Below are 20,344 nucleotides of genomic sequence, written 5' to 3' on the forward strand. Positions count from 1 at the left end.
TACGCTTACCCGGCCTACGTTTTTAGGACACACTCATGGCATATACCACCTTTTCACAGACGAAAAACGACCAGCTCAAAGAGCCGATGTTCTTCGGCCAGCCGGTCAACGTGGCACGCTACGATCAGCAAAAATATGACATCTTCGAAAAGCTGATTGAAAAGCAACTCTCCTTCTTCTGGCGTCCGGAAGAAGTGGACGTCTCCCGCGACCGTATTGACTACCAGTCGCTGCCGGATCACGAAAAACATATCTTCATCAGCAACCTGAAGTACCAGACGCTGCTGGACTCCATCCAGGGCCGTAGCCCGAACGTGGCGCTGCTGCCGCTGATCTCGATTCCTGAGCTGGAAACCTGGGTGGAAACCTGGGCGTTCTCTGAGACGATCCACTCCCGCTCTTACACCCACATCATTCGCAACATCGTGAACGATCCGGCGGTGGTATTTGACGATATCGTCACCAACGAGCAGATCCAGAAGCGCGCGGAAGGCATTGCCCATTACTATGATGAGCTGATCGAGATGACCAGCTACTGGCACCTGCTGGGCGAAGGCACTCACCATGTGAACGGTAAAACCATCACCGTGAACCTGCGCGCGCTGAAAAAACAGCTGTACCTGTGTCTGATGAGCGTTAACGCGCTGGAAGCGATCCGCTTCTACGTCAGCTTCGCCTGCTCCTTCGCCTTTGCCGAGCGCAAGCTGATGGAAGGCAACGCCAAAATCATCCGTCTGATTGCCCGCGATGAAGCCCTGCACCTGACCGGTACCCAGCACATGCTGAACCTGCTGCGCAGCGGCACGGACGATCCGGAGATGGCGGAAATCGCCGAAGAGTGCAAGCAGGAGTGCTACGACCTGTTCGTGCTGGCGGCTCAGCAGGAGAAAGAGTGGGCAGACTACCTGTTCCGCGACGGCTCCATGATTGGCCTGAACAAAGACATCCTGTGCCAGTACGTTGAGTACATCACCAACATCCGCATGCAGGCGGTCGGTCTCGACCTGCCGTTCCAGACGCGCTCTAACCCTATCCCGTGGATCAACACCTGGCTGGTGTCCGATAACGTGCAGGTTGCGCCGCAGGAAGTGGAAGTGAGTTCTTATCTGGTCGGTCAGATTGATTCTGAAGTCAACACCGACGACCTGAGCGACTTCCAGCTCTGATGTCACGCGTCACGTTACGTCTTTCCGGCACTGAGGTACTGTGTCGGGAAGAGCACCCTTCTCTGCTGGTGGCGCTTGAGGCGCATCAGGTCGAAGTAGAGTACCAGTGTCGTTCCGGCTACTGCGGTTCTTGCCGCTGCCGTCTGGTCGCCGGCCAGGTGGACTGGCTGACCGAACCGCTGGCCTTTATCAACGAAGGGGAAATTTTGCCCTGCTGCTGCCGGGCAAAAGGCGATATCGAGATCGAGATGTGATGGTGTCGGGTGGCGCTTCGCTTACCCGACCTACAAAACCGCAGTTCGTAGGCCGGGTAAGGCGCAGCCGCCACCCGGCAATTTCAGCGTTAATCCTTCAGGAAGCTGACCGCTTTATCCGGGAAATCCGTAAACAGTCCGTCCACGCCCGCCTGGTTATACAACACCTCATAAAGCTGATTCACATCCGTGGCATACGGCGGCAGCTGGTCAACACGCACCGTGTACGGATGCACCTGCATCTTGCTGGCATGCGCCTCTTTCACCATCGCCGTCAGCTTCACGTGGCCCGGCGTTGAGCCTTCCGCCACCAGCATGTGGTAATCCGGCCCGATGCCGTCGGCGTACTGCGCAATCTGCTTCATCGCGCCCGGCTTAAACATCCAGTCGTAGCTGTAGTTCACCCACTTGCCGTCCGGCTGCTTCTCCTGGGTTTCATTCCAGTCGGTATAGGCGATCAGCTGCACCAGATTGAGGTTCATGCCCATCTTCGGCTCCAGCTCGGTTTTGATGCGCTTCAGCTCGGCGGCGTCAAAACACTGCAGGTAGACTTTGTCCTGCTTGCTGGTGTAGCCGTACTGTTTGAGCACCTCCAGCGTCTTCGCGGCAATGTCTTTCCCTTCCTGATGGTGGAACCATGGGGCTTTGATTTCCGGGTAGATGCCGATGTTTTTACCGGTGGAGTGGTTCAGTCCCTGAACAAACTCAATCTCTTCCTGGAAGGTATGGATCCGGAAGTCAGATTTGCCCATCGGGAAACGTCCCGGATAGACCTGCACCTTCTTGCCGTTTTCAATCTCGAAGCCTTCGGTGAACTTCAGGGAGCGGATCTCCGCCAGCGTGAAGTCAATGGCGTAGAAGCGGCCATCTTTGCGGGCGCGATCCGGGAAACGCTCTGCCACGTCCGTCACGCGGTCAAGATAATGGTCGTGCAGGACGACCAGCTGGTCGTCCTTCGTCATCACCAGATCCTGCTCCAGGTAATCCGCCCCCTGCGCATAGGCCATCGCTTTTGCCGGCAGCGTATGCTCTGGCAGATAGCCGCTCGCACCTCGGTGGGCAATAACGATTTTATCCGCCGCCAGCGCGGAGCCTGTCATCAGGCCCGCCAGCAGCAGGCCGGTTGCTAACTGAGTTAATTTCATCGCAAAGCTCCTTATTGACGACGCGCCAGCACTTCCGCGTGGTGACGTTTTTCACCGATCATCACAACAACCAGCAGCAGTACCGCCAGCACGCTGCCGCCGATCATCACCATAAAGCCGCCGTCCCAGCCGAAGAAGTCAACGGTATAGCCCACGATGGCGCTCGCCGCGACCGAACCGCCGAGGTAGCCGAACAGGCCGGTAAAGCCCGCCGCCGTGCCTGCCGCTTTCTTCGGCGCCAGCTCCAGGGCGTGCAGACCGATCAGCATCACCGGACCGTAAATCAGGAAGCCGATGACGATCATACAGGCCATATCCACACCCGGATTTCCCGGCGGGTTGAGCCAGTACACTACCGTCGCGATGGTCACCAGGGTCATAAAGAACACGCCCGTCGCGCCGCGGTTGCCTTTAAACACCTTATCTGACATCCAGCCGCAAAGCAGCGTGCCCGGGATCCCGGCGTATTCATACAGGAAGTACGCCCAGGAGGACTTATCCAGCGCGAAGTGCTTCACCTCTTTCAGGTAGGTCGGGGACCAGTCGAGGATGCCGTAGCGAAGCAGGTAAACGAACACGTTGGCGACCGCGATGTACCACAGCAGCTTGTTCGGCAGGACGTACTTCATGAAGATCTGTTTTGCGGTCAGCTCTTCTTCGTGCTCCTTGCTGTAATCATCCGGATAGTCGTTTTTGTACTCTTCAATCGGCGGCAGGCCGCAGGACTGCGGCGTATCGCGCATCAGGGCGAAGGCAATAATCGCCACCAGAATGGCACCAAAGGCAGGCATGTAGAGCGCCGCGTGCCAGTCGTTGAACCAGGCCATCCCCAGCAGGAACAGCAGCGGCGGAATACCGCCGCCCACGTTATGGGCGCAGTTCCACACCGACACGATGCCGCCGCGCTCTTTCTGCGACCACCAGTGCACCATGGTGCGTCCGCACGGCGGCCACCCCATTCCCTGGAACCAGCCGCAGAGGAACAGCAGCACGAACATGATGGCAATGCTGGAGGTTGCCCATGGCACAAAGCCCATAAACAGCATCACCGCTGCCGCCAGGATCAGACCGGCAGGCAGGAACACGCGCGGATTCGAGCGATCCGACACGGAACCCATGATGAATTTGGAAAAACCGTAGGCGATGGATATCCCCGACAGCGCGAACCCCAGATCGCCGCGGGAGAAGCCCTGCTCTACCAGATACGGCATGGCGAGCGCGAAGTTTTTACGTACAAGGTAGTACGCCGCGTACCCGAAGAAGATCCCCAGGAAGATTTGCCAACGCAGACGGCGATAGAGCGGATCTATTTCTGCCTCTGGCAGACGCGCCCTGTGGGGCGCAGGTTTGAAGATACTGAGCATAACAGCCTCCGTGGCCTTGAAATGAATGAGCAGGTGGCTCGCACCTGAATTCCAGAGGCGGGGATGTTAAGAAATCACGGTGATTGTTACTGTGAATCAACGCACAGATTGTTACAGAAATATGACAGAATGCGCAAAAAAGCGCATGGAATCACGTTTCACTTTCGAATTCCGCGCGTTTATGTTCGAAATCAAACAAACCACAAAATTACTATGGCTAAATGATAAAAAACGAACATAGAGGGTAAACAATGACCAGTCACGATCCTCGTTATAGTGATGTGATAATCATTGGTGGTGGCGCAACCGGCGCCGGGATCGCGCGCGATTGCGCCCTTCGCGGCTTAAGCGTTACGCTTCTGGAACGCCATGATATCGCCACGGGCGCAACCGGACGGAACCACGGCCTGCTGCACAGCGGTGCCCGGTATGCGGTCACCGACGCGGAATCCGCGCGCGAATGTATTGCTGAAAACCAGATCCTCAAGCGTATCGCACGCCACTGCATTGAGCCGACCGACGGCCTCTTTATTACCCTTCCCGAAGATGACCTCGCCTTTCAGGAGACCTTTATTACCGCCTGCACTGCCGCGGGCATTCAGGCGGAGGCCATGGATCCGGCGCTGGCGCGGCGGCTGGAACCGTCGGTCAACCCGGCGCTTATCGGCGCGGTTAAAGTCCCTGACGGTACCGTCGATCCGTTTCGCCTGACCGCCGCCAACATGCTGGACGCCCGTGAGCATGGCGCACGCATTCTGACCGGACATGAAGTGACCGGGCTTATTCGCGAAGGTCATCGCATCTGTGGGGTGCGGGTGTTTGATACGCAGTACAACGAGCACGGCGAGCTGTATGCCGCCGTAGTGGTTAACGCGGCGGGGATCTGGGGCCAGCGTATAGCGGAATATGCGGACCTGTCGGTGCGCATGTTCCCGGCGAAAGGCTCGCTGCTGATCCTCGACCACCGCATCAATAACCACGTGATTAACCGCTGCCGCAAGCCGTCTGACGCCGATATCCTCGTTCCGGGCGACACCATTTCGTTAATCGGGACGACTTCAACGCACGTGGACTACAGCGAGATTGATTACAACCGCGTCACCGCTGAAGAGGTAGATATCCTGCTGCGGGAAGGGGAAAAACTGGCCCCGGTGATGGCCAAGACGCGGATTCTGCGCGCCTACGCGGGCGTGCGTCCGCTGGTCGCCAGCGACAACGACCCGAGCGGACGGAACGTCAGCCGGGGCATCGTGCTGCTCGATCACGCCGCGCGCGACGGCATGGACGGGTTTATCACCATCACCGGCGGCAAGCTGATGACCTACCGCCTGATGGCCGAGTGGGCGACCGATGCCGTCTGCCGCAAGCTGGGCAATACCGAACGGTGCGTGACGGCAGAACAAGCCCTGCCCGGCTCGCGGCAGTCCACCGAAAAAACGCTGCAAAAAATTATCTCCCTGCCCGCGCCGCTGCGCGGGTCCGCGGTATACCGCCACGGCGACAGAACGCCACCGTGGCTTGGTGAAGGAAGATTGAGCCGCAGCCTGGTGTGCGAGTGCGAAGCCGTGACGGCCGGGGAAGTGCAGTACGCGGTGGAGAACCTGATGGTCAACAGCCTGCTCGATCTCCGCCGCCGCACCCGCGTCGGAATGGGCACCTGTCAGGGCGAGCTGTGCGCCTGCCGTGCTGCGGGGCTGCTGCAGCGTTTTCATACCACCACCGCCACCCAGTCGCTCGATCAGCTCAGCGCGTTTTTAAACGAGCGCTGGAAAGGCATTCAGCCTGTCGCCTGGGGCGATGCCCTGCGTGAAAGTGAATTTACCCGCTGGGTCTACCAGGGACTTTGCGGTCTGGAGAAGGAGCAACACGATGAAATTTGATACCGTGATTGTCGGCGGCGGGCTGGCGGGCCTGCTCTGCGGCATTAAGCTCACGAAGCAGGGGCTGCGCTGCGCCATTATCACCCGGGGGCAGAGCGCCCTGCACTTCTCGTCGGGCTCGCTGGATCTGGTGGACGAAGCGTACCGCGATAAGCTGCCACCCGAGCATCCGTATCACCTGATTGGCGCGCAGCATATTGACCGCTTTGCGCTGGAGACCGAAGCGCTGCTGGCGGACTGCGGCGCACGTCTGCAGGGCAGCGCCCGGCTCAATCACCAGCGCGTCACGCCGCTCGGCACCCTGCGTTCCGCGTGGCTCAGCCCGGAGGAGGTGCCCGTTGCCCCCATTCGCGCGGAACGCGTGCGGGTGGTAGGGATTAGCGGCTTTCTGGATTTCCAGCCCCATCTCGCGGCGGCATCGCTCTGTCGCCAGGGCGTTAACGCCGAAACGGCAGAGATAGAACTACCTGAGCTTGATGTCCTGCGCGATAACCCGAGCGAGTTTCGCGCGGTGAATATCGCCCGTTTTCTGGATAACGAAGAAAAATGGCCGCTGCTGTATGACGCCCTCAGGCCGCTTAGCGACAACTGTGACGCCCTGCTGATGCCCGCCTGCTTCGGTTTACGCGACAACCGGCTCTGGCGCTGGCTCTCGGATCGTCTGCCCTGCTCGCTCGGCCTGCTGCCAACGCTGCCCCCGTCTGTCCCCGGCATCCGCCTGCACACCCAGCTCCAGCGCCAGTTTGTTGCCCAGGGCGGCGTGTGGATGGCGGGGGATGAGGTGAAGAAAATTACCCTGGTGGACGGCGCGGTAAGCGAAATCTGGACGCGAAACCACGAGGATATTCCGCTTCGCGCCCGCTATACGGTGCTGGCAAGCGGCAGTTTCTTCAGCAACGGGCTGCTGAGCAGCCGGGAAGGCATTCGGGAAGCCATTATGGGGCTGGATGTTCGCCAGCGAGCCTCTCGCGCGGACTGGTATCAGAGTGATTTCTTCTCGCCGCAGCCCTGGCAGCAGTTCGGCGTGATTGTCGATAACCACCTGCATCCGCAGCTTTCCGGTAAGCCCGTCAGTACTCTTTTTGCCATCGGTTCGCTGCTGGGCGGATACGATCCCATCGCCCAGGGATGCGGTGGCGGAGTCTGCGCCATCACGGCGCTGTATGTGGCAGAGCAGATTAGCCAGCGCACGGAGGCTGAACAATGAACGACACCCGTTTTGAAAGCTGCATCAAATGCACGGTGTGTACCACCGTCTGCCCGGTCAGCGGCGTGAACCCACGCTATCCCGGCCCTAAACAGGCCGGGCCGGACGGCGAGCGTCTGCGCCTGAAGGACGGCAAGCTGTACGATGAAGCCCTGAAATACTGCATCAACTGCAAACGCTGCGAAGTCGCCTGCCCGTCGGATGTGAAAATCGGCGATATTATCCAGCGCGCCCGGGCGCGCTACAGTACGCAAAAGCCGTCGCTGCGGGACGCGATTCTGAGCCACACCGATCTGATGGGCAGCGTCTCTACGCCCTTTGCCCCCATCGTGAATGCCGCGACCGCTCTCAAACCGGTGCGCCAACTGCTGGATGCCACGCTGAAGATAGACCATCACCGCAGCCTGCCGAAATATTCCCACGGCACCTTCCGCCGCTGGTATAAATCCGTGGCGGCGGAGCAGGCGCAGTACGCCGAGCAGGTGGCCTTTTTCCACGGCTGCTATGTGAATTACAACCATCCGCAGCTGGGTAAAGATCTGCTGAAGGTGCTGAACGCCATGGGAACCGGCGTACAGCTGCTTAGCAAGGAGAAGTGCTGCGGCGTGCCGCTGATTGCTAACGGGTTTACCGATAAAGCGCGCAGGCAGGCTCAAAGCAATGTCACCTCCCTGCGCGAAGCCATCGTCGACAAGGGCATACCGGTGCTGGCGACCTCGTCCACCTGTACCTTCACCCTGCGCGATGAGTATCCGCATCTGCTGGACGTAGATAACACCGGCCTGCGAGAGCACATCGAGCTGGCAACACGCTTCCTGTGGCGCAAGCTGGACAGCGGGCAGACGTTGCCGCTGGGGAAATTGCCGCTGAAAGTGGTGTATCACACGCCGTGTCATATGGAGAAGATGGGCTGGTCGCTCTATACGCTGGAGCTGCTGCGGTTAATCCCGGGGCTGGAGCTGACGGTGCTGGACTCGCGCTGCTGCGGGATTGCGGGAACCTACGGCTTTAAGCGTGAAAACTACGAAACGTCGCAGGCGATCGGCGCTCCGCTGTTCCGTCAGATTGAGGAGAGCGGCGCGGATATCGTGGTGACGGACTGCGAAACCTGCAAGTGGCAGATTGAGATGTCCACCAGCAAGCGCTGCGAGCATCCGATTACGCTGCTGGCAAAGGCGCTCGGGTGAACATGGCCGGGGCGAAAGGCCCCGGCACAGGCGTTACTCCACGAACAGCGACTCAACCACGTTAATCCAGCCGTGCTCGCTGGCCACCTCTTTGCCATTCAGCCAGCGGCGCAGCATGTTCAGCGCCATCATGGCGCACACCTCCTGACGCACCGCCAGGCTATGGCGGGTAATGCTCATTTTCACCCGCAGGGCGTGGGTGCCCTCAGGCGTCGCCAGCGCGAAGTTGAGATGTTCTTCATCCAGCCCGCCGACAAACAGCGCCAGACCGGCAAAATGCTTCACCCTTCTCTCGGACGCCCAGCGGGCGGTCTGCGCCAGGGTCTCCTGCTGGAACGGCACCACTTCGCTCGCCAGCAGCGGCGCATTGACGCGCGACAGCTGAAGTGCCAGCAGGCCACCGGTGAACTGCTCGCTTAAGGTCACGCTCAGTTGACGCGCCTGCAGCTGCTTCGCAATCTGCGCGGGCAACCCTTCCGTACCTTCAAAGATCAGGCTTTCGCCCGCCACGCGCTGCACCTCGGGCCACAACGCCAGCATCGCCTCTTTCTGTTCGGCCGGGCCTGTCAGCTTAAGCTCAATGATCGGCATGGAGGAGCGATAGCCCATGGACACGCCCGGCGGCAGCGGAAGGTGATCGAGGCTCTGGGCCAGATCGCTTTCCGAGCGACCAAAGGTGGTCAGACGCAGGCACAGCGGCGGTTCCGGCAGGGTAAAACGATCGCGAAGGCGCGGCAGGATCTGCTGCTCGACCATCACTTTAAATTCTGAGGGCACGCCCGGCGTGAAGAACATCAGACAGCGGTTCAACTGCATGGCAAACCCACACGCGGTACCGACCGGGTTATCGACCAGTTCAGCACTGGCGGGAATTTCAGCCTGTTTGCGGTTGCTGGGGGCCATGACGCGGCCACGTTCGGAGAAAAAACGCTCCATCTGCGAGAGCCACGCCTCATGCAGCACCAGCCCTTCGCCTTTTGCGGTCGCGGCGGCCAGGGCACTGAGATCGTCACTGGTGGGGCCGAGCCCGCCGTTCACAATCAGCACGTCGCACTGTTCACTGCGCTCGCGCAGAACAGCGACCAGTGACTCAAGATTGTCGCCCACCGTATTGCGGCGCGTTAACGGTAATCCTTGCTCAAAGAAAAGATCGGCCAGCCAGGCAGCATTGGTATCAATAATTTGTCCATGCAGCACTTCGTCGCCGGTGGATAACATCTCCACGTTAATCATTGTGTTCTCCCGCTTATTTGGTCAAAACACTATAGCGCAAACGCGGGGTGGAGCAGAGAGAAACTGGCGCGACAGCATGCCGCGCCGGAGAGATTAGAAGCCTGCGCTGACGCCCACGTACGGGCCGTCGGCCAGCGCGTTATCGCGGTTACCGTCTTTGCCGGCCAGGTTCAGATAGCGATAGCCTGCTTCGATTGTGATTGGACGCATGATGGTCCAGCGTGCGCCAGCGTTGGCCTCTTCATAGCTGTCGATACCGCTTGAGAGGGAATCTGGAGAGTAGTAGTACTCACCAAACAGGCCAAAGCTGTCGCCAATTTTCCACTGCAGACCGCCGCCCACTGCTGCCGCGTACCCTTCATCACCGTCATTTGGGTTGGTATAGATACCTTTACCGCCGACGGTCGCCAGGAACGGGCCAAGAGGAACGTTGAGACCCAGGCCGAGGCTGGCCGCGTCGCCGTCGTCATCGTTATGCGTCCAGCCGCCGGTCATCGCCAGACCGGATGTCTCGGTACCCATGCCAAAGCCCAGGTGGGTATAATCCTGACCCGCCGAGCCGTTAATGCTAATGGCGTTCGCCGCCGCAGATACAACCATCAGGCCGAAGCCCAGTAATGCCACTTTTTTCATTGTCGTGATCCCGCACAATTTTTATAGAGAAGTCCCAAAACCGCGAGATTTTAACCTGGGTCTTCCGGGGATCAAGCACTCTGCGTGCGGCCGGTCAGTAGATTGTAACTATTTGAAACGGCTATTATCCCTTCAGCGCTGCGTTAACCCACTCCTGCAGCGCGCGGCGCGAAACTTTAATGCCGCCATTTTTGAGTTCAGTCGGCAGCAGCAGCCAGCGGACGGGTTGCTCAAAACGCGCCACCTTGTCCCTGACCCAGTCGGGTAAGCAGGTGATATCCGTTTCCGGCTCGCACTCCACGACCGCCACCGGACGTTGCCCGAATTCAGCGTCGTCCAGCGGAACGATAAACACCTGGTTAACCTGTGGGTGCGTGGCGATAACGCGCTCCAGCGATTCCGGCTGGATCCCTTCTCCGCCGCTAAAAAAGAGGTTGTCCATGCGGCCAAGGATCGTCAGACGGCCGTCATGCCATTCGCCGCGATCGCGTGTGGCGAACCATCCCTGCGCGTTGGTCAGCGGAATCAGTTCGCCATCCCGCCAGTAGCCTGAGGCAATGCTTTGCGCCCTGATCCAGACTTCACCGTTAACGACCTGCACCTCTCTGCCCGGCAGCGCACAGCCCACGTCCGGCTCGCCGTCCGCCTCTTTCGCACAGACGGTAGAGGCAAACTCGGTCAGACCGTAGCCGCAGAAGGTGCGTATATCCTGCTCTCGCGCCTGTTCGGTCAATTCAACAGGGATGGCCGCCCCGCCAAGCAGCACCGCTTTCAGTGCGACAGGCTGGTGGGCATTCAGCAGACGCCAGAGCTGGGTTGGCACCAGCGAGGCGTGGGTGCAGCCGCACAGCGCCTGCTCCAGAGGCTGTTTCTCGCGTACGGTTAACCGCGCGCCAGCCTGCAGCCAGCGCCATAAGATCCCCTGGCCGGAAACGTGAAACAGCGGCAGCGAAAGCAGCCAGTCGTCGTCTTCACCGTAGGGCATCAGCGCCAAAACGCCGCGCGCGCTGGCAAGGTGGGCCTCGCAGGTATGGACCGCCGCTTTCGGCAGCCCGGTGGAGCCGGAGGTCAGCGTCATGGAGGCCAGCCGCGCCGGTTGCCACGAAGCGCAATACGCATCGGCTGTCTCGCGCATGCACAGGGCAGGAAGAGCGTCGTAGCTGCCGTCCAGCACCAGCGCAAAGCGCAGCGTCATCTGCGGGAGCAGCACGTCCAGCAGCGGGCGCGGTAGCTGCGGATTAACGGGAAGAATACGCGCCCCGCACTGGAGCAGCGCCAGCCACGCCAGCAGGGTTTGCGGATGATTATGGGCCTGCAGCAGCACGCCGCAGCCCTCCTCCACGCCCTGCCGGTGAAAGCCCGCCGCAAGGCTGTCGATGCGCGCGCACAGCTGTTGCCAGCTGAGCACCTCATCGTTCAGCCTCAGGGCCGGTTTATCGGCAAACAGCGCGCACCAGTGTCGCCACGGCCAGTCGGTAAAACTCATCGCAACGGCTCCAGCGCCTCGGAGCCCAGGCACGGCAGCGCGCTGTCCGGCCACGGGCGGAGAAGCTGAGCCTGCATCAGGTTCAGCGTGTCGAGGCCAGGCACCGTATCCGGCGTTAGCCAGGCGGCCACGCGCGCCAGCTGGGTTAGCCCAAGGCTGGACTCAATCGACGAGCTGATCACCGCCGTCAGCCCTAGGGCATGCGCCGCCGCGACCTGCTCGCGCACTTTCGCCAGGCTGCCGGTCAGCGTCGGTTTAATCACTACCGCGCTGACGCCGGGCTCTGCAGCAAATTCAAAATCGGCCTCGCGCAGGCTTTCATCCCAGGCGATGGCAATCCCCGTTTCGCGGGCAAACGCGCGCGAATCCTCGCGGGTTCTGCACGGCTCTTCCAGGAAGGCAATGCGGCTGCGGTAGGCCGGGTTGACGTACTTCGCAAACTGCTGCGCCTTGAGCGGCGTCCAGGCGCGGTTGGCGTCCAGACGCAGATGCAGATCGGGGATCGCCTCCAGCAGCAGGTTGGCGACCATGCCGTCGCGCACCGCTTCATACAGCCCGACTTTGATTTTCGCGACTTTCTCGCCCGGCATGGCGGAGAGCAGCGCGAACAGCTCGTCCGGATCGCCCGTGCAGAGCGGTGCTGTGCGGTAATTCCCCGCCTCCGGCAGGCTGCCGTCCAGCTCGGCCAGCGCGCAGCTGATACCAAAGGCCGCGGAAGGCACCTCCGGCAGCGCCGGATTTGCACCCTCGCGCCACGCGTCCGCCCACGCCAGCAAGGCCGCCCGCGCGTCATCCAGCGACTCGAGGCTAAATCCCGGCAGAGGCGAAATCTCGCTCCAGCCTTCCCGCTCGCCCTGCTGCAGATGCACAAAGAAGCCGTCACGGGTTTTTAACCGCCGTTCACGCAGCACCACGCCCGCGTCCATCGGTATCTGCCAGCGGTAAACCTGCGCGCGACGCATTACGGATTCCGTTTGTATTTGCTGAAGTCTGGCTGGCGTTTTTCGTTAAACGCGTTGCGCCCTTCCTGGCCCTCTTCGGTCATGTAGAACAGCATGGTGGCATTGCCCGCCAGCTCCTGCAGCCCCGCCTGACCGTCACAGTCGGCGTTGAGTGCCGCTTTCAGGCAGCGCAGCGCCATCGGGCTGTTTTGCAGCATTTCACGGCACCAGCGCACGGTCTCTTTTTCGAGATCGGCAAGCGGCACCACGGTGTTCACCAGGCCCATATCCAGCGCTTCCTGCGCGTTGTACTGACGGCACAGGAACCAGATTTCGCGGGCTTTCTTCTGACCGACGATGCGCGCCATGTAGGAGGCCCCCCAGCCGCCATCGAAAGATCCCACTTTCGGGCCCGTCTGGCCAAAGATGGCGTTCTCGGCGGCAATGGTCAGGTCGCACATCATATGCAGCACGTGGCCACCGCCGATGGAATAGCCCGCCACCATCGCCACCACCGGTTTTGGACAGGTGCGGATCTGACGCTGGAAATCGAGGACGTTCAGGTGATGCGTACCCGCGTCGTCCTGGTATCCGCCGTAGTCACCGCGCACTTTCTGATCGCCACCGGAGCAGAACGCTTTCTCGCCTTCGCCGGTCAGGACAATCACGCCGATGTTGTCGTCGTAGCGCGCATCCGCCAGGGCCTGAATCATCTCTTTCACGGTCAGCGGACGGAAGGCGTTACGCACCTGCGGGCGGTTGATGGTGATTTTGGCAATACCGTCGGTGGATTTGTGGTAACGAATGTCGGTGTAGCCTTCGGAGCAGTCCTGCCATTCAACCGGGGCGTAAAGCATGTGTTCATCAGGATAGATCATAGAGTGTCCTTTATTCGAAGACGCAGTATCTGAGCCAGACTCGCGGCAACCGCGTCGGGGTTTTCCCGGTGGGCGTTGTGTCCGGCGTTGGGAATTGCATGGCAAACGGCGTTCAGCTCCGCAGCAAGGGCCGCAAACTTCTCATCACGTTCGCCATAGAGATAATCAAAAGTGAAATCACGTGCGCTGAGCGCGGTACGCAGGTCGGGCTGCACGGCCAGCGACGTCGCCTCGAGCATCATCGCCAGCGCCGCGCCGCTGTTCTGGCTGCGCAGGGTAATCAGCGCGTCGCGCTGGGCGTCCGTCAGGGAGGCAAACACGGACTGTTGGTACCAGTCAGCGAATACCTTTTCCAGCGGTTCGCTGCGAAAACGCGTCGCCCAGCGGCGGTCGGATGCCAGCCGCGCCTGTCGCGCATCGGCATCCTGCAGGCCCGGATGGCCGCCTTCTACCGTCACGCCCAACAGCCCCTTCGGCTGCTGGCAGGCATGGAACATCGCAATGCGGCCGCCGAGGGAGTACCCGACGAGCCAGAATTTCAGTATGTTGTAACTAACAAAAGTTCGGGTAAGCAACGCGCTCATCTCGTCGAAGCCCGTTACGCCCAGATTCCGGGATCCGCCGTGTCCCGGCAGATCCAGATACAGCCTGGGGTAATCGCAAAGCCGCTCACCAACACCCTGCCACTCGCGGCAATCGCCGGAAAAACCGTGCAAAAAGACCAGCCAGGGATAGCCTGGTTTTCCAGCCTGCTGCACGCCAGAGAGGATCACAGCTGGCTCACCTGCGCCAGCAGGCTTTGCAGGGCCTGCGCACCGTCAGCCTCGTTCACCACCAGCTCAATCAGCGTCGCGCCGGGCTGCTTCCAGGCGGTGCTTAACGCCGCATCCAGCTGTTCCCAGCTTTCCGGGCGATGATATTTCAGGCTGAACATCGCCGCGGCGTGTTCGAACTGCACGTTCTGCGGCATCAGATAGAAGCGCTCGCGCTCGCTCTGCGGCGTGGGCAGCAGGGAGAAAATCTGCCCGCCGTTGTTGTTAACCACGATCAGCACAAACGGGGCAGACGCCTGACGCAGCAGCGCCAGCGCGTTGAGATCGTAAAGCGCGGAGAGATCCCCCACGATGGCCAGCGTCGATTTTGCGCTGGCGCGCTGCACGCCCGCCGCCGTCGAGATCAGCCCGTCGATGCCGCTGGCGCCACGGTTGCTGTACACCGGGTAGCCCGCGGGCAGCTGCGAAAAGGCGTCAATCAGCCGCACGACCAGGCTGTTGCCGACAAACAGCTGCCCCTGCTCGGGCAGGTACTGGCGAATACGGTGCGCCAGCCCGGCCTCGCTGAACGCTTCACAGCGCGCATGGGTCAATTCCCACGCCTGGCGCGACAGGTCCGGGAGGGTAACCGCCCAGGGTTTGCGTTTTTCAGCCGGATGGAGCGCCAGCCAGGCGTCGATACGGCTGACCAGACGACGACCGCGGTGGTGCGCCGGATCAAGACGCCCTTCCAGCGCGTCCACCAGCCAGTATTCGTCCGGTGTGCAGGTGGCCTGCCACTGCAGTAACCGCTTGCCGGTTAAACTCGATCCAAGCTGGACCACAATCTGCGCCTGCGACAGCTCGGTGACCGCTTTGGCATTACCCAGCCAGAGATCCGCGCACGGCAGCGGCTGCCCGGTCTGGGAAAGCACGTCGCCGATCAGCGGCCAGCCCAGGGTTTGCGCCCATTCGGCGACCAGCTTGCCTTCGGCAGCGCTCATGCGCCCGGCGATAACCACGCCGCGCTTCTGCCGCCAGAAGAACCAGTCGCGCTGCTTCGCGCTCTCAAGGTGCGTCTGCTCGCGCAGCCACGGTTTTTCACTCTGCCACCAGTCACCGAGGGTCTGCTGCCAGTCAAGACCCGTATCGTCCAGCTCGCCATACAGCGGCTCGGCAAACGGGCAGTTAATATGCAGCGCCCCGCCGCGCAGCGTCTCCATGGCATGATCGACGGTGGAGACCAGCCAGCTTGCCGGAATATCCTGGGTGGGACGGGGCAGCGAAATCGTCTGCGAAGGATGCGAAGAAAAGAGTCCCGGCTGACGGATGGCCTGATTGGCGCCGCAGTCGATAAGCTCAGGGGGACGATCGGCCGTCAGCAGAATCAGCTTTTCACCGGTTAACCCGGCTTCAATCAGAGCCGGATAGAGGTTCGCCACGGCAGTACCGGAAGTGACAATCACCGCCACGGGTTCTTTGCTGACCTTCGCCAGACCGAGCGCAAGATGACCGAGGCCGCGCTCATCAAAGTGGGTGTGGTGAATCAACGCCCGGTTTTCGGCGGCCGCCAGCGTCAGCGGCGTTGAGCGAGAACCCGGTGCAATACACACGTGCCTGACGCCATGGCGCGTCAGGGCTTCAAGGATCACCGCCGCCCAGCGTCGGTTAAAAGAACTTACTGACATGAGATTGTCCGGTATCAAGAATGCGACACAGTATAAATAATAGAAAAAATTGGAATTTTGATGTGAATCGGGATTGCGCGAATCAGTATTAATCCCTTAGGAGCAGAGAGCGCAACCCGGCCGCTTTGTTTTCAATCTCCTGCCACTCCTGCTCCGGGTCAGATCCGCTGACAATGCCGGCCCCGGCGTAGAGCCGCAGCGAGTCCTCATGGACGCGGGCTGAACGCAGCGCCACGCAGAACTCACTCTGGTCAGGCGATAAATACCCGGCCGAACCGGCGTACCACTCGCGGTTAAAGGGCTCAACCTTCTGAATAAACTCGCGCGCAGGCTGTCGCGGCAAACCGGCAACGGCCGCCGTCGGCTGTAGCATATGCAGGCACTGCTCGTCGTCGGCCTGTTTGAGCTCGGTCCAGATACAGCGGCGCAGATGCTGCACCTTACGCAGGCGTACCACCTGGGCAGGCAGTACCTCAAGCGTCTGCGTAGAGTGCTGAAGACGCTGACAGATATCTTCCACGACCAGCATATTCTCGCGCTGGTTTTTATCGTCGTTCAGCAGCCACTCGCCCAGACGCTGCGCCTTTTTATCATCGGTATGGCTGGCGACGGTGCCCGCCAGCGCTTCGGTGCGCAGCAGCGTGCCGCGTCGCCGCCAGAGACGCTCGGGCGTCGAGCCGAGAAACGCGTTGCTGGCGTCGAATACCATGCAGAAGTGATAGCAATGTAAATTGAGGGCGCGGCTGGCCGCCATCAGCGCGACGGGGTTAATGCGCTGTGTAAACTGAAGATCGGTGGCCCTCGCAAGGACAACCTTTTCAAAATCACCGCGCGCGATGGTTTCGGTCGCCCTGCCGACAAGTCTCAGCCATTCGGCCCGTTGCGGCTGATGGTTTTCGTGCTCAACCTGAACGGCCAGCGGGCGGATAGGCCTGGCTGGCTGGAGCTGCTGTAAAAAATCCCGCGCGGCATGGGCATCTTCCTGAAGTGAATAATCGCTCCACAGCTGCAGGCGCAGCGTAGCGGTGCCGGCGGTACGTCGCCAGAGCAGTCGCGGTAAAAAGAGGCTGCCCTGCTCCGGATTAAAGGCGTTCAGGCCGCAGATGCGGGTATCACCTGCCGCGTTTTGCTCGCGCAAAAACTGCGTGGCTAACGCCAGAGAGGAAAAGGTGATAACCGCCCCCAGCGCGGCCAGCTCTTCATCGCCGTTACGCTGCTGCCAGTAAAACTGCGGATAGCACTGCTGCGCCCCAAGCCAGGCGAGAGGGTCGAAGGCATCGTTTAACGGGAAAGAGACGTCGAAATGACGTATGCCGGGCGTTGCGGGTAACGCTTGCGAAAGCTGGTTACGCAATTGCTCCAGCGCGAGGAAAATCGAATTCACGCGAACCTCTCCCTGTTAAAACCTCGTATTATACGGGGTACTGGCCATAAATAGCAGTACCCACGTATAGGGAGTGGTTAAGCGGCTTAACGACGGGCCAACAGCAGCCCCAGTACCAGCCCGACGGCAGCCCCCACGCCAATACCCTGCCACGGTTTTTCATGCACGTAATCATCGGCACGGTACACCGCTTTTTTGGCGCGGTAGTAGTAGGTATCAGACGCATGGCTGACGCGGTTTTTCACTTCATGCAGCGCCTGCTCGGCGCGGGCTTTTAGCTCAATATATTTCTGATCGGCAGGGTCGCCCGAGGAGCGTAACACCTCTTCCAGCGTTTCGCTCAGTAAGGCCAGGTCGTCGTCGATACGGGTATCCCAGGATTGAAATGACATATTTTTCTCCATGTTAGTACACCAGTTCGCTAACTATAGCCAACGACTCGCCATTACGCCTGCTTCGCTTCCCGCGCCATGCCGACGTGGGGAATGCCGTCTTCGTCGTATACTTCGGTGACCGGCACGAAACCAAAGTGGCCGTAGAAGGACTGCAGGTGCGCCTGTGCGCCCAGGTATAACGCCTTGTTCGGCCACTGTTTCTGGCATGCCTCCAGCGTTTTCTCCATCAGCTGATAGCCCAGTTTTTCACCGCGCGCTTTGCCGCTGATGATGACCCGACCAATCACGACAGGCTCGAATTCGTCCTCGCTTTTCAGAATCCTCGCATACGCCACCAGTTCGTTATCCCGCCAGCCAAGAATATGGCGGTTCTCGCCGACGAGATCGTCGCCGTCGATGTCCTGATACGGGCAGGTCTGTTCAACCACGAACACTTCGCAGCGCAGTTTCAGCAGGGCGTAAAGTGAATGAACGGTGAGGTCACTATGGTGTAAATCTTGCCACTGGATCATGTCAGTCTCCTTCCTGGGGTTCATCACGTTATACTAAACCCCTCCCCGTTCAGCAAAGGGCTGATTGCGTTATGGAACTGATTTTTCTGGGTACGTCCGCGGGCGTGCCAACCCGCTCACGGAATGTGACGGCGATACTGCTGGATCTTAAACACCCCACCCGCGGCGGGCTGTGGCTGTTTGACTGTGGTGAAGGGACGCAGCATCAGCTGCTACACACCGCTTATCACCCCGGCAAGCTGGATAAAATTTTTATCACCCATCTGCATGGCGACCATCTGTTTGGCCTTCCCGGCCTGCTGTGCAGCCGCTCGATGGCCGGTAACGCCAACCCGCTGACGATTTACGGGCCTGCGGGTATTCGTGAATTTGTTGAAACCACGCTGCGCCTGAGCGGGTCGTGGACGGATTATCCGCTGGAGGTGGTTGAGATTAGCGAAGGCCTGGTATTCGATGACGGAGATTATCGGGTTAGTGCTCAACCGCTCAATCATCCTGTGGAATGCTATGGCTACCGTATTGACGCGCATGACAAACCCGGCGCGCTGGATGCCGCCGCACTAATGGCCGATGGCGTAAAACCTGGGCCGCTGTTCCAGCGCCTGAAGCACGGCGAGACCGTCACGCTGGAGGACGGGCGCGTCATCAATGGGCAGGATTATCTCGCCGCACCGCAGCCCGGCAAGAAGCTGGCAATTTTTGGCGACACGGCCCCGTGCCGGGCGGCGCTCACGCTGGCCCAGGGCGTGGACGTGATGGTGCATGAAGCGACGCTTGAAACGGCGATGGAAGAGAAAGCCAACGGCCGGGGCCATAGCTCCACGCGTCAGGCGGCGCAGCTAGCCCGTGACGCGGGCGTCGGGAGGCTCATCATCACCCACGTCAGCTCGCGCTACGACGCGCGGGGCTGTGAAAAGCTGCTGGCAGAGTGCCTCGCGCTGTTCCCGGAATGTGAGCTGGCCGAAGATTTCGCTCAGGTCAGCGTTTAGTCCTTCATTTTTCCCTCAGGATGCCGATAACGATTAAAAGGTCAGCATTTCTCTCGAGGGTAGAATGGATAATTTCCAGAAAGATATTGATGACAGGGCGAATCTGACCCTGTCGAACCGTTTTGAACTGTTGCTGTTCCGTCTTGGCACCTCTCTTAACGAAAATAAATCTGAGCTGTTTGGCATTAACGTCTTTAAGCTGCGTGAAATTGTGCCGATGCCGGAGTTCACGAAACCCGCCGGGATGAAATCACCGCTGATGGGAATGGTGAATATCCGCGATCAGGTGATCCCGGTGATTGACCTGGCCGCCGTGGCGGGCTGTAAGCCCACCACCGGGCTGAATATCCTGCTGATCACCGAATATGCGCGCAGCGTGCAGGCGTTTGCCGTGGAGTCGGTTGAGAACATCATGCGTCTGGACTGGAAGCAGGTGCACGCGGCGGAAACCGCCGTCAGCGGTCGCTATATCACCAGCATAGCCTGCCTGGATGAGAAAACGGATACCAACGATCTGGCGATGGTGCTGGACGTTGAGCAGATCCTGTATGACATCACCCCGGCCAACCACGATCTGCACGCCACCAATCTGAAGACCACCAAATTCCATATCAAGCCGGGCGCGGTCGCCATCGTCGCTGAAGACTCCAAAGTGGCGCGCTCGATGCTGGAGAAAGGCCTGCAGGCGATGGAGATCCCGGCGCAGCTGCATATCACCGGCAAAGAGGCGTGGGAGAAAATTGGGGTTCTGGCCGCACAGGCGCAGGCTGAGGGCGTGCCGATCACCGATAAGATCGCGCTGGTGCTGACCGACCTCGAAATGCCGGAGATGGACGGTTTTACGCTGACGCGCAAAATCAAAACCGATCCGGTACTGAAAGATATTCCGGTGGTGATCCACTCTTCCCTTTCCGGCAACGCCAACGAAGACCATATTCGCAAGGTGAAGGCGGATGGCTACGTCGCGAAGTTTGAGCTGAACGAGCTGTCGTCAGTGATTGAGGAAGTGCTGGACCGCTCGATGAAGAAGATTGACGGGCCGTTGATTAGCCGTAAACAGCTGGCTTAGTCGGGTGGCGCTACGCTTACCCGACCTACAAAACCCGTAGGCCCTGCAAGCGTAGCGACGCTGGGCAGTAAAAGACCACCTTCTTAGAAGGTGGCTTTCTAGAATGCCCCCTGTAAGGGGGGCTATTGTTTCCTTCCTGTTTCTACTCTAGCAATTCCATCTGCTGTTCGTGCGTTTGTTC

General features: G+C 60.1%; 19 protein-coding genes. 7 read left to right on the forward strand and 12 right to left on the reverse strand.

The window, feature by feature from the left end; all coding sequences use genetic code 11:
* The first annotated feature begins 35 nt into the window (after window positions 1-35).
* Both nrdB and yfaE read left to right on the forward strand, forming a co-directional pair.
* Window positions 36-1,166, forward strand: coding sequence for a class Ia ribonucleoside-diphosphate reductase subunit beta (gene nrdB, locus FHC52_RS18405; protein WP_008500235.1), 1,131 nt, complete (start codon window positions 36-38; stop codon window positions 1,164-1,166).
* Window positions 1,166-1,420, forward strand: coding sequence for a class I ribonucleotide reductase maintenance protein YfaE (gene yfaE / locus FHC52_RS18410; protein ID WP_023294104.1), 255 nt, complete (start codon window positions 1,166-1,168; stop codon window positions 1,418-1,420). Before nrdB ends, yfaE begins: the two co-directional genes overlap by 1 nt.
* 89 nt (window positions 1,421-1,509) lie before the next feature.
* Here yfaE and glpQ read toward each other — a convergent pair whose 3' ends face one another.
* Both glpQ and glpT read right to left on the reverse strand, forming a co-directional pair.
* On the reverse strand, window positions 1,510-2,565 hold the full coding sequence (gene glpQ / locus FHC52_RS18415) for a glycerophosphodiester phosphodiesterase (RefSeq protein WP_063615900.1): 1,056 nt from the start codon (window positions 2,563-2,565) through the stop codon (window positions 1,510-1,512).
* 11 nt (window positions 2,566-2,576) lie between these two features.
* Window positions 2,577-3,929, reverse strand: a complete 1,353-nt coding sequence (glpT, locus tag FHC52_RS18420; RefSeq protein ID WP_025913159.1) for a glycerol-3-phosphate transporter — start codon at window positions 3,927-3,929, stop codon at window positions 2,577-2,579.
* Window positions 3,930-4,180: 251 nt separating this feature from the next.
* On the opposite strand from glpT, the gene glpA reads away from it, so the two are divergent.
* The 3 genes from glpA to glpC are packed head-to-tail and all read left to right on the forward strand — an operon-like array spanning window position 4,181 to window position 8,203.
* Complete coding sequence (glpA, locus tag FHC52_RS18425; RefSeq protein WP_220420190.1) at window positions 4,181-5,809, forward strand: anaerobic glycerol-3-phosphate dehydrogenase subunit A; 1,629 nt, start codon at window positions 4,181-4,183, stop codon at window positions 5,807-5,809.
* On the forward strand, window positions 5,799-7,016 hold the full coding sequence (gene glpB, locus FHC52_RS18430) for a glycerol-3-phosphate dehydrogenase subunit GlpB (RefSeq protein ID WP_126289566.1): 1,218 nt from the start codon (window positions 5,799-5,801) through the stop codon (window positions 7,014-7,016). Before glpA ends, glpB begins: the two co-directional genes overlap by 11 nt.
* Window positions 7,013-8,203: an anaerobic glycerol-3-phosphate dehydrogenase subunit GlpC gene (gene glpC / locus FHC52_RS18435; protein ID WP_126289564.1), complete on the forward strand. Its 1,191-nt coding sequence runs from the start codon at window positions 7,013-7,015 to the stop codon at window positions 8,201-8,203. Before glpB ends, glpC begins: the two co-directional genes overlap by 4 nt.
* 33 nt (window positions 8,204-8,236) lie before the next feature.
* On the opposite strand, the gene FHC52_RS18440 is transcribed toward glpC, so the two are convergent.
* The 10 genes from FHC52_RS18440 to FHC52_RS18485 form a co-directional block, all read right to left on the reverse strand.
* Complete coding sequence (locus FHC52_RS18440) at window positions 8,237-9,436, reverse strand: nicotinamide mononucleotide deamidase-related protein YfaY (protein ID WP_126289561.1); 1,200 nt, start codon at window positions 9,434-9,436, stop codon at window positions 8,237-8,239.
* A gap of 93 nt (window positions 9,437-9,529) precedes the next feature.
* Window positions 9,530-10,069: a YfaZ family outer membrane protein gene (locus FHC52_RS18445; protein WP_023616384.1), complete on the reverse strand. Its 540-nt coding sequence runs from the start codon at window positions 10,067-10,069 to the stop codon at window positions 9,530-9,532.
* 124 nt (window positions 10,070-10,193) lie between these two features.
* The gene (gene menE / locus FHC52_RS18450) at window positions 10,194-11,555 is read right to left on the reverse strand and encodes an o-succinylbenzoate--CoA ligase (protein WP_126289559.1); all 1,362 of its coding nucleotides are present in this window, start codon (window positions 11,553-11,555) and stop codon (window positions 10,194-10,196) included.
* Complete coding sequence (gene menC / locus FHC52_RS18455) at window positions 11,552-12,517, reverse strand: o-succinylbenzoate synthase (protein ID WP_220420191.1); 966 nt, start codon at window positions 12,515-12,517, stop codon at window positions 11,552-11,554. Before menC ends, menE begins: the two co-directional genes overlap by 4 nt.
* Window positions 12,517-13,374 carry a 1,4-dihydroxy-2-naphthoyl-CoA synthase gene (gene menB, locus FHC52_RS18460; RefSeq protein ID WP_008500223.1) on the reverse strand — a complete coding sequence of 286 codons (858 nt, stop codon included), beginning with the start codon at window positions 13,372-13,374 and terminating at the stop codon, window positions 12,517-12,519. The genes menC and menB overlap by 1 nt, the downstream gene beginning before the upstream one ends.
* On the reverse strand, window positions 13,371-14,147 hold the full coding sequence (gene menH / locus FHC52_RS18465) for a 2-succinyl-6-hydroxy-2,4-cyclohexadiene-1-carboxylate synthase (RefSeq protein ID WP_220420192.1): 777 nt from the start codon (window positions 14,145-14,147) through the stop codon (window positions 13,371-13,373). The genes menB and menH overlap by 4 nt, the downstream gene beginning before the upstream one ends.
* Window positions 14,144-15,814, reverse strand: a complete 1,671-nt coding sequence (menD, locus tag FHC52_RS18470) for a 2-succinyl-5-enolpyruvyl-6-hydroxy-3-cyclohexene-1-carboxylic-acid synthase (protein ID WP_023344580.1) — start codon at window positions 15,812-15,814, stop codon at window positions 14,144-14,146. The genes menH and menD overlap by 4 nt, the downstream gene beginning before the upstream one ends.
* 88 nt (window positions 15,815-15,902) lie before the next feature.
* Entirely contained in the window at window positions 15,903-17,198 is a 1,296-nt protein-coding gene (menF, locus tag FHC52_RS18475; protein ID WP_126289553.1) for an isochorismate synthase MenF, read from the reverse strand.
* 86 nt (window positions 17,199-17,284) lie between these two features.
* On the reverse strand, window positions 17,285-17,590 hold the full coding sequence (gene elaB / locus FHC52_RS18480; RefSeq protein WP_008500219.1) for a stress response protein ElaB: 306 nt from the start codon (window positions 17,588-17,590) through the stop codon (window positions 17,285-17,287).
* 53 nt (window positions 17,591-17,643) lie between these two features.
* A complete protein-coding gene (locus FHC52_RS18485; protein WP_032663163.1) occupies window positions 17,644-18,105 on the reverse strand; it encodes a GNAT family N-acetyltransferase in 462 nt (153 codons plus the stop codon).
* Between the two features lie 71 nt (window positions 18,106-18,176).
* Between FHC52_RS18485 and rbn the strand changes: the two genes are divergently transcribed.
* Together rbn and FHC52_RS18495 are read left to right on the forward strand one after the other, a co-directional pair.
* Window positions 18,177-19,094 (forward strand): ribonuclease BN, encoded by a 918-nt coding sequence (rbn, locus tag FHC52_RS18490; protein WP_126289551.1) that lies wholly within the window; start codon window positions 18,177-18,179, stop codon window positions 19,092-19,094.
* 64 nt (window positions 19,095-19,158) lie between these two features.
* Window positions 19,159-20,163 (forward strand): chemotaxis protein, encoded by a 1,005-nt coding sequence (locus tag FHC52_RS18495; protein ID WP_024908219.1) that lies wholly within the window; start codon window positions 19,159-19,161, stop codon window positions 20,161-20,163.
* Window positions 20,164-20,344 lie beyond the last annotated feature (181 nt).

Source organism: Enterobacter sp. EC_64, assembly GCF_019584165.1.
In the GTDB taxonomy this organism is placed as follows: domain Bacteria; phylum Pseudomonadota; class Gammaproteobacteria; order Enterobacterales; family Enterobacteriaceae; genus Enterobacter; species Enterobacter roggenkampii.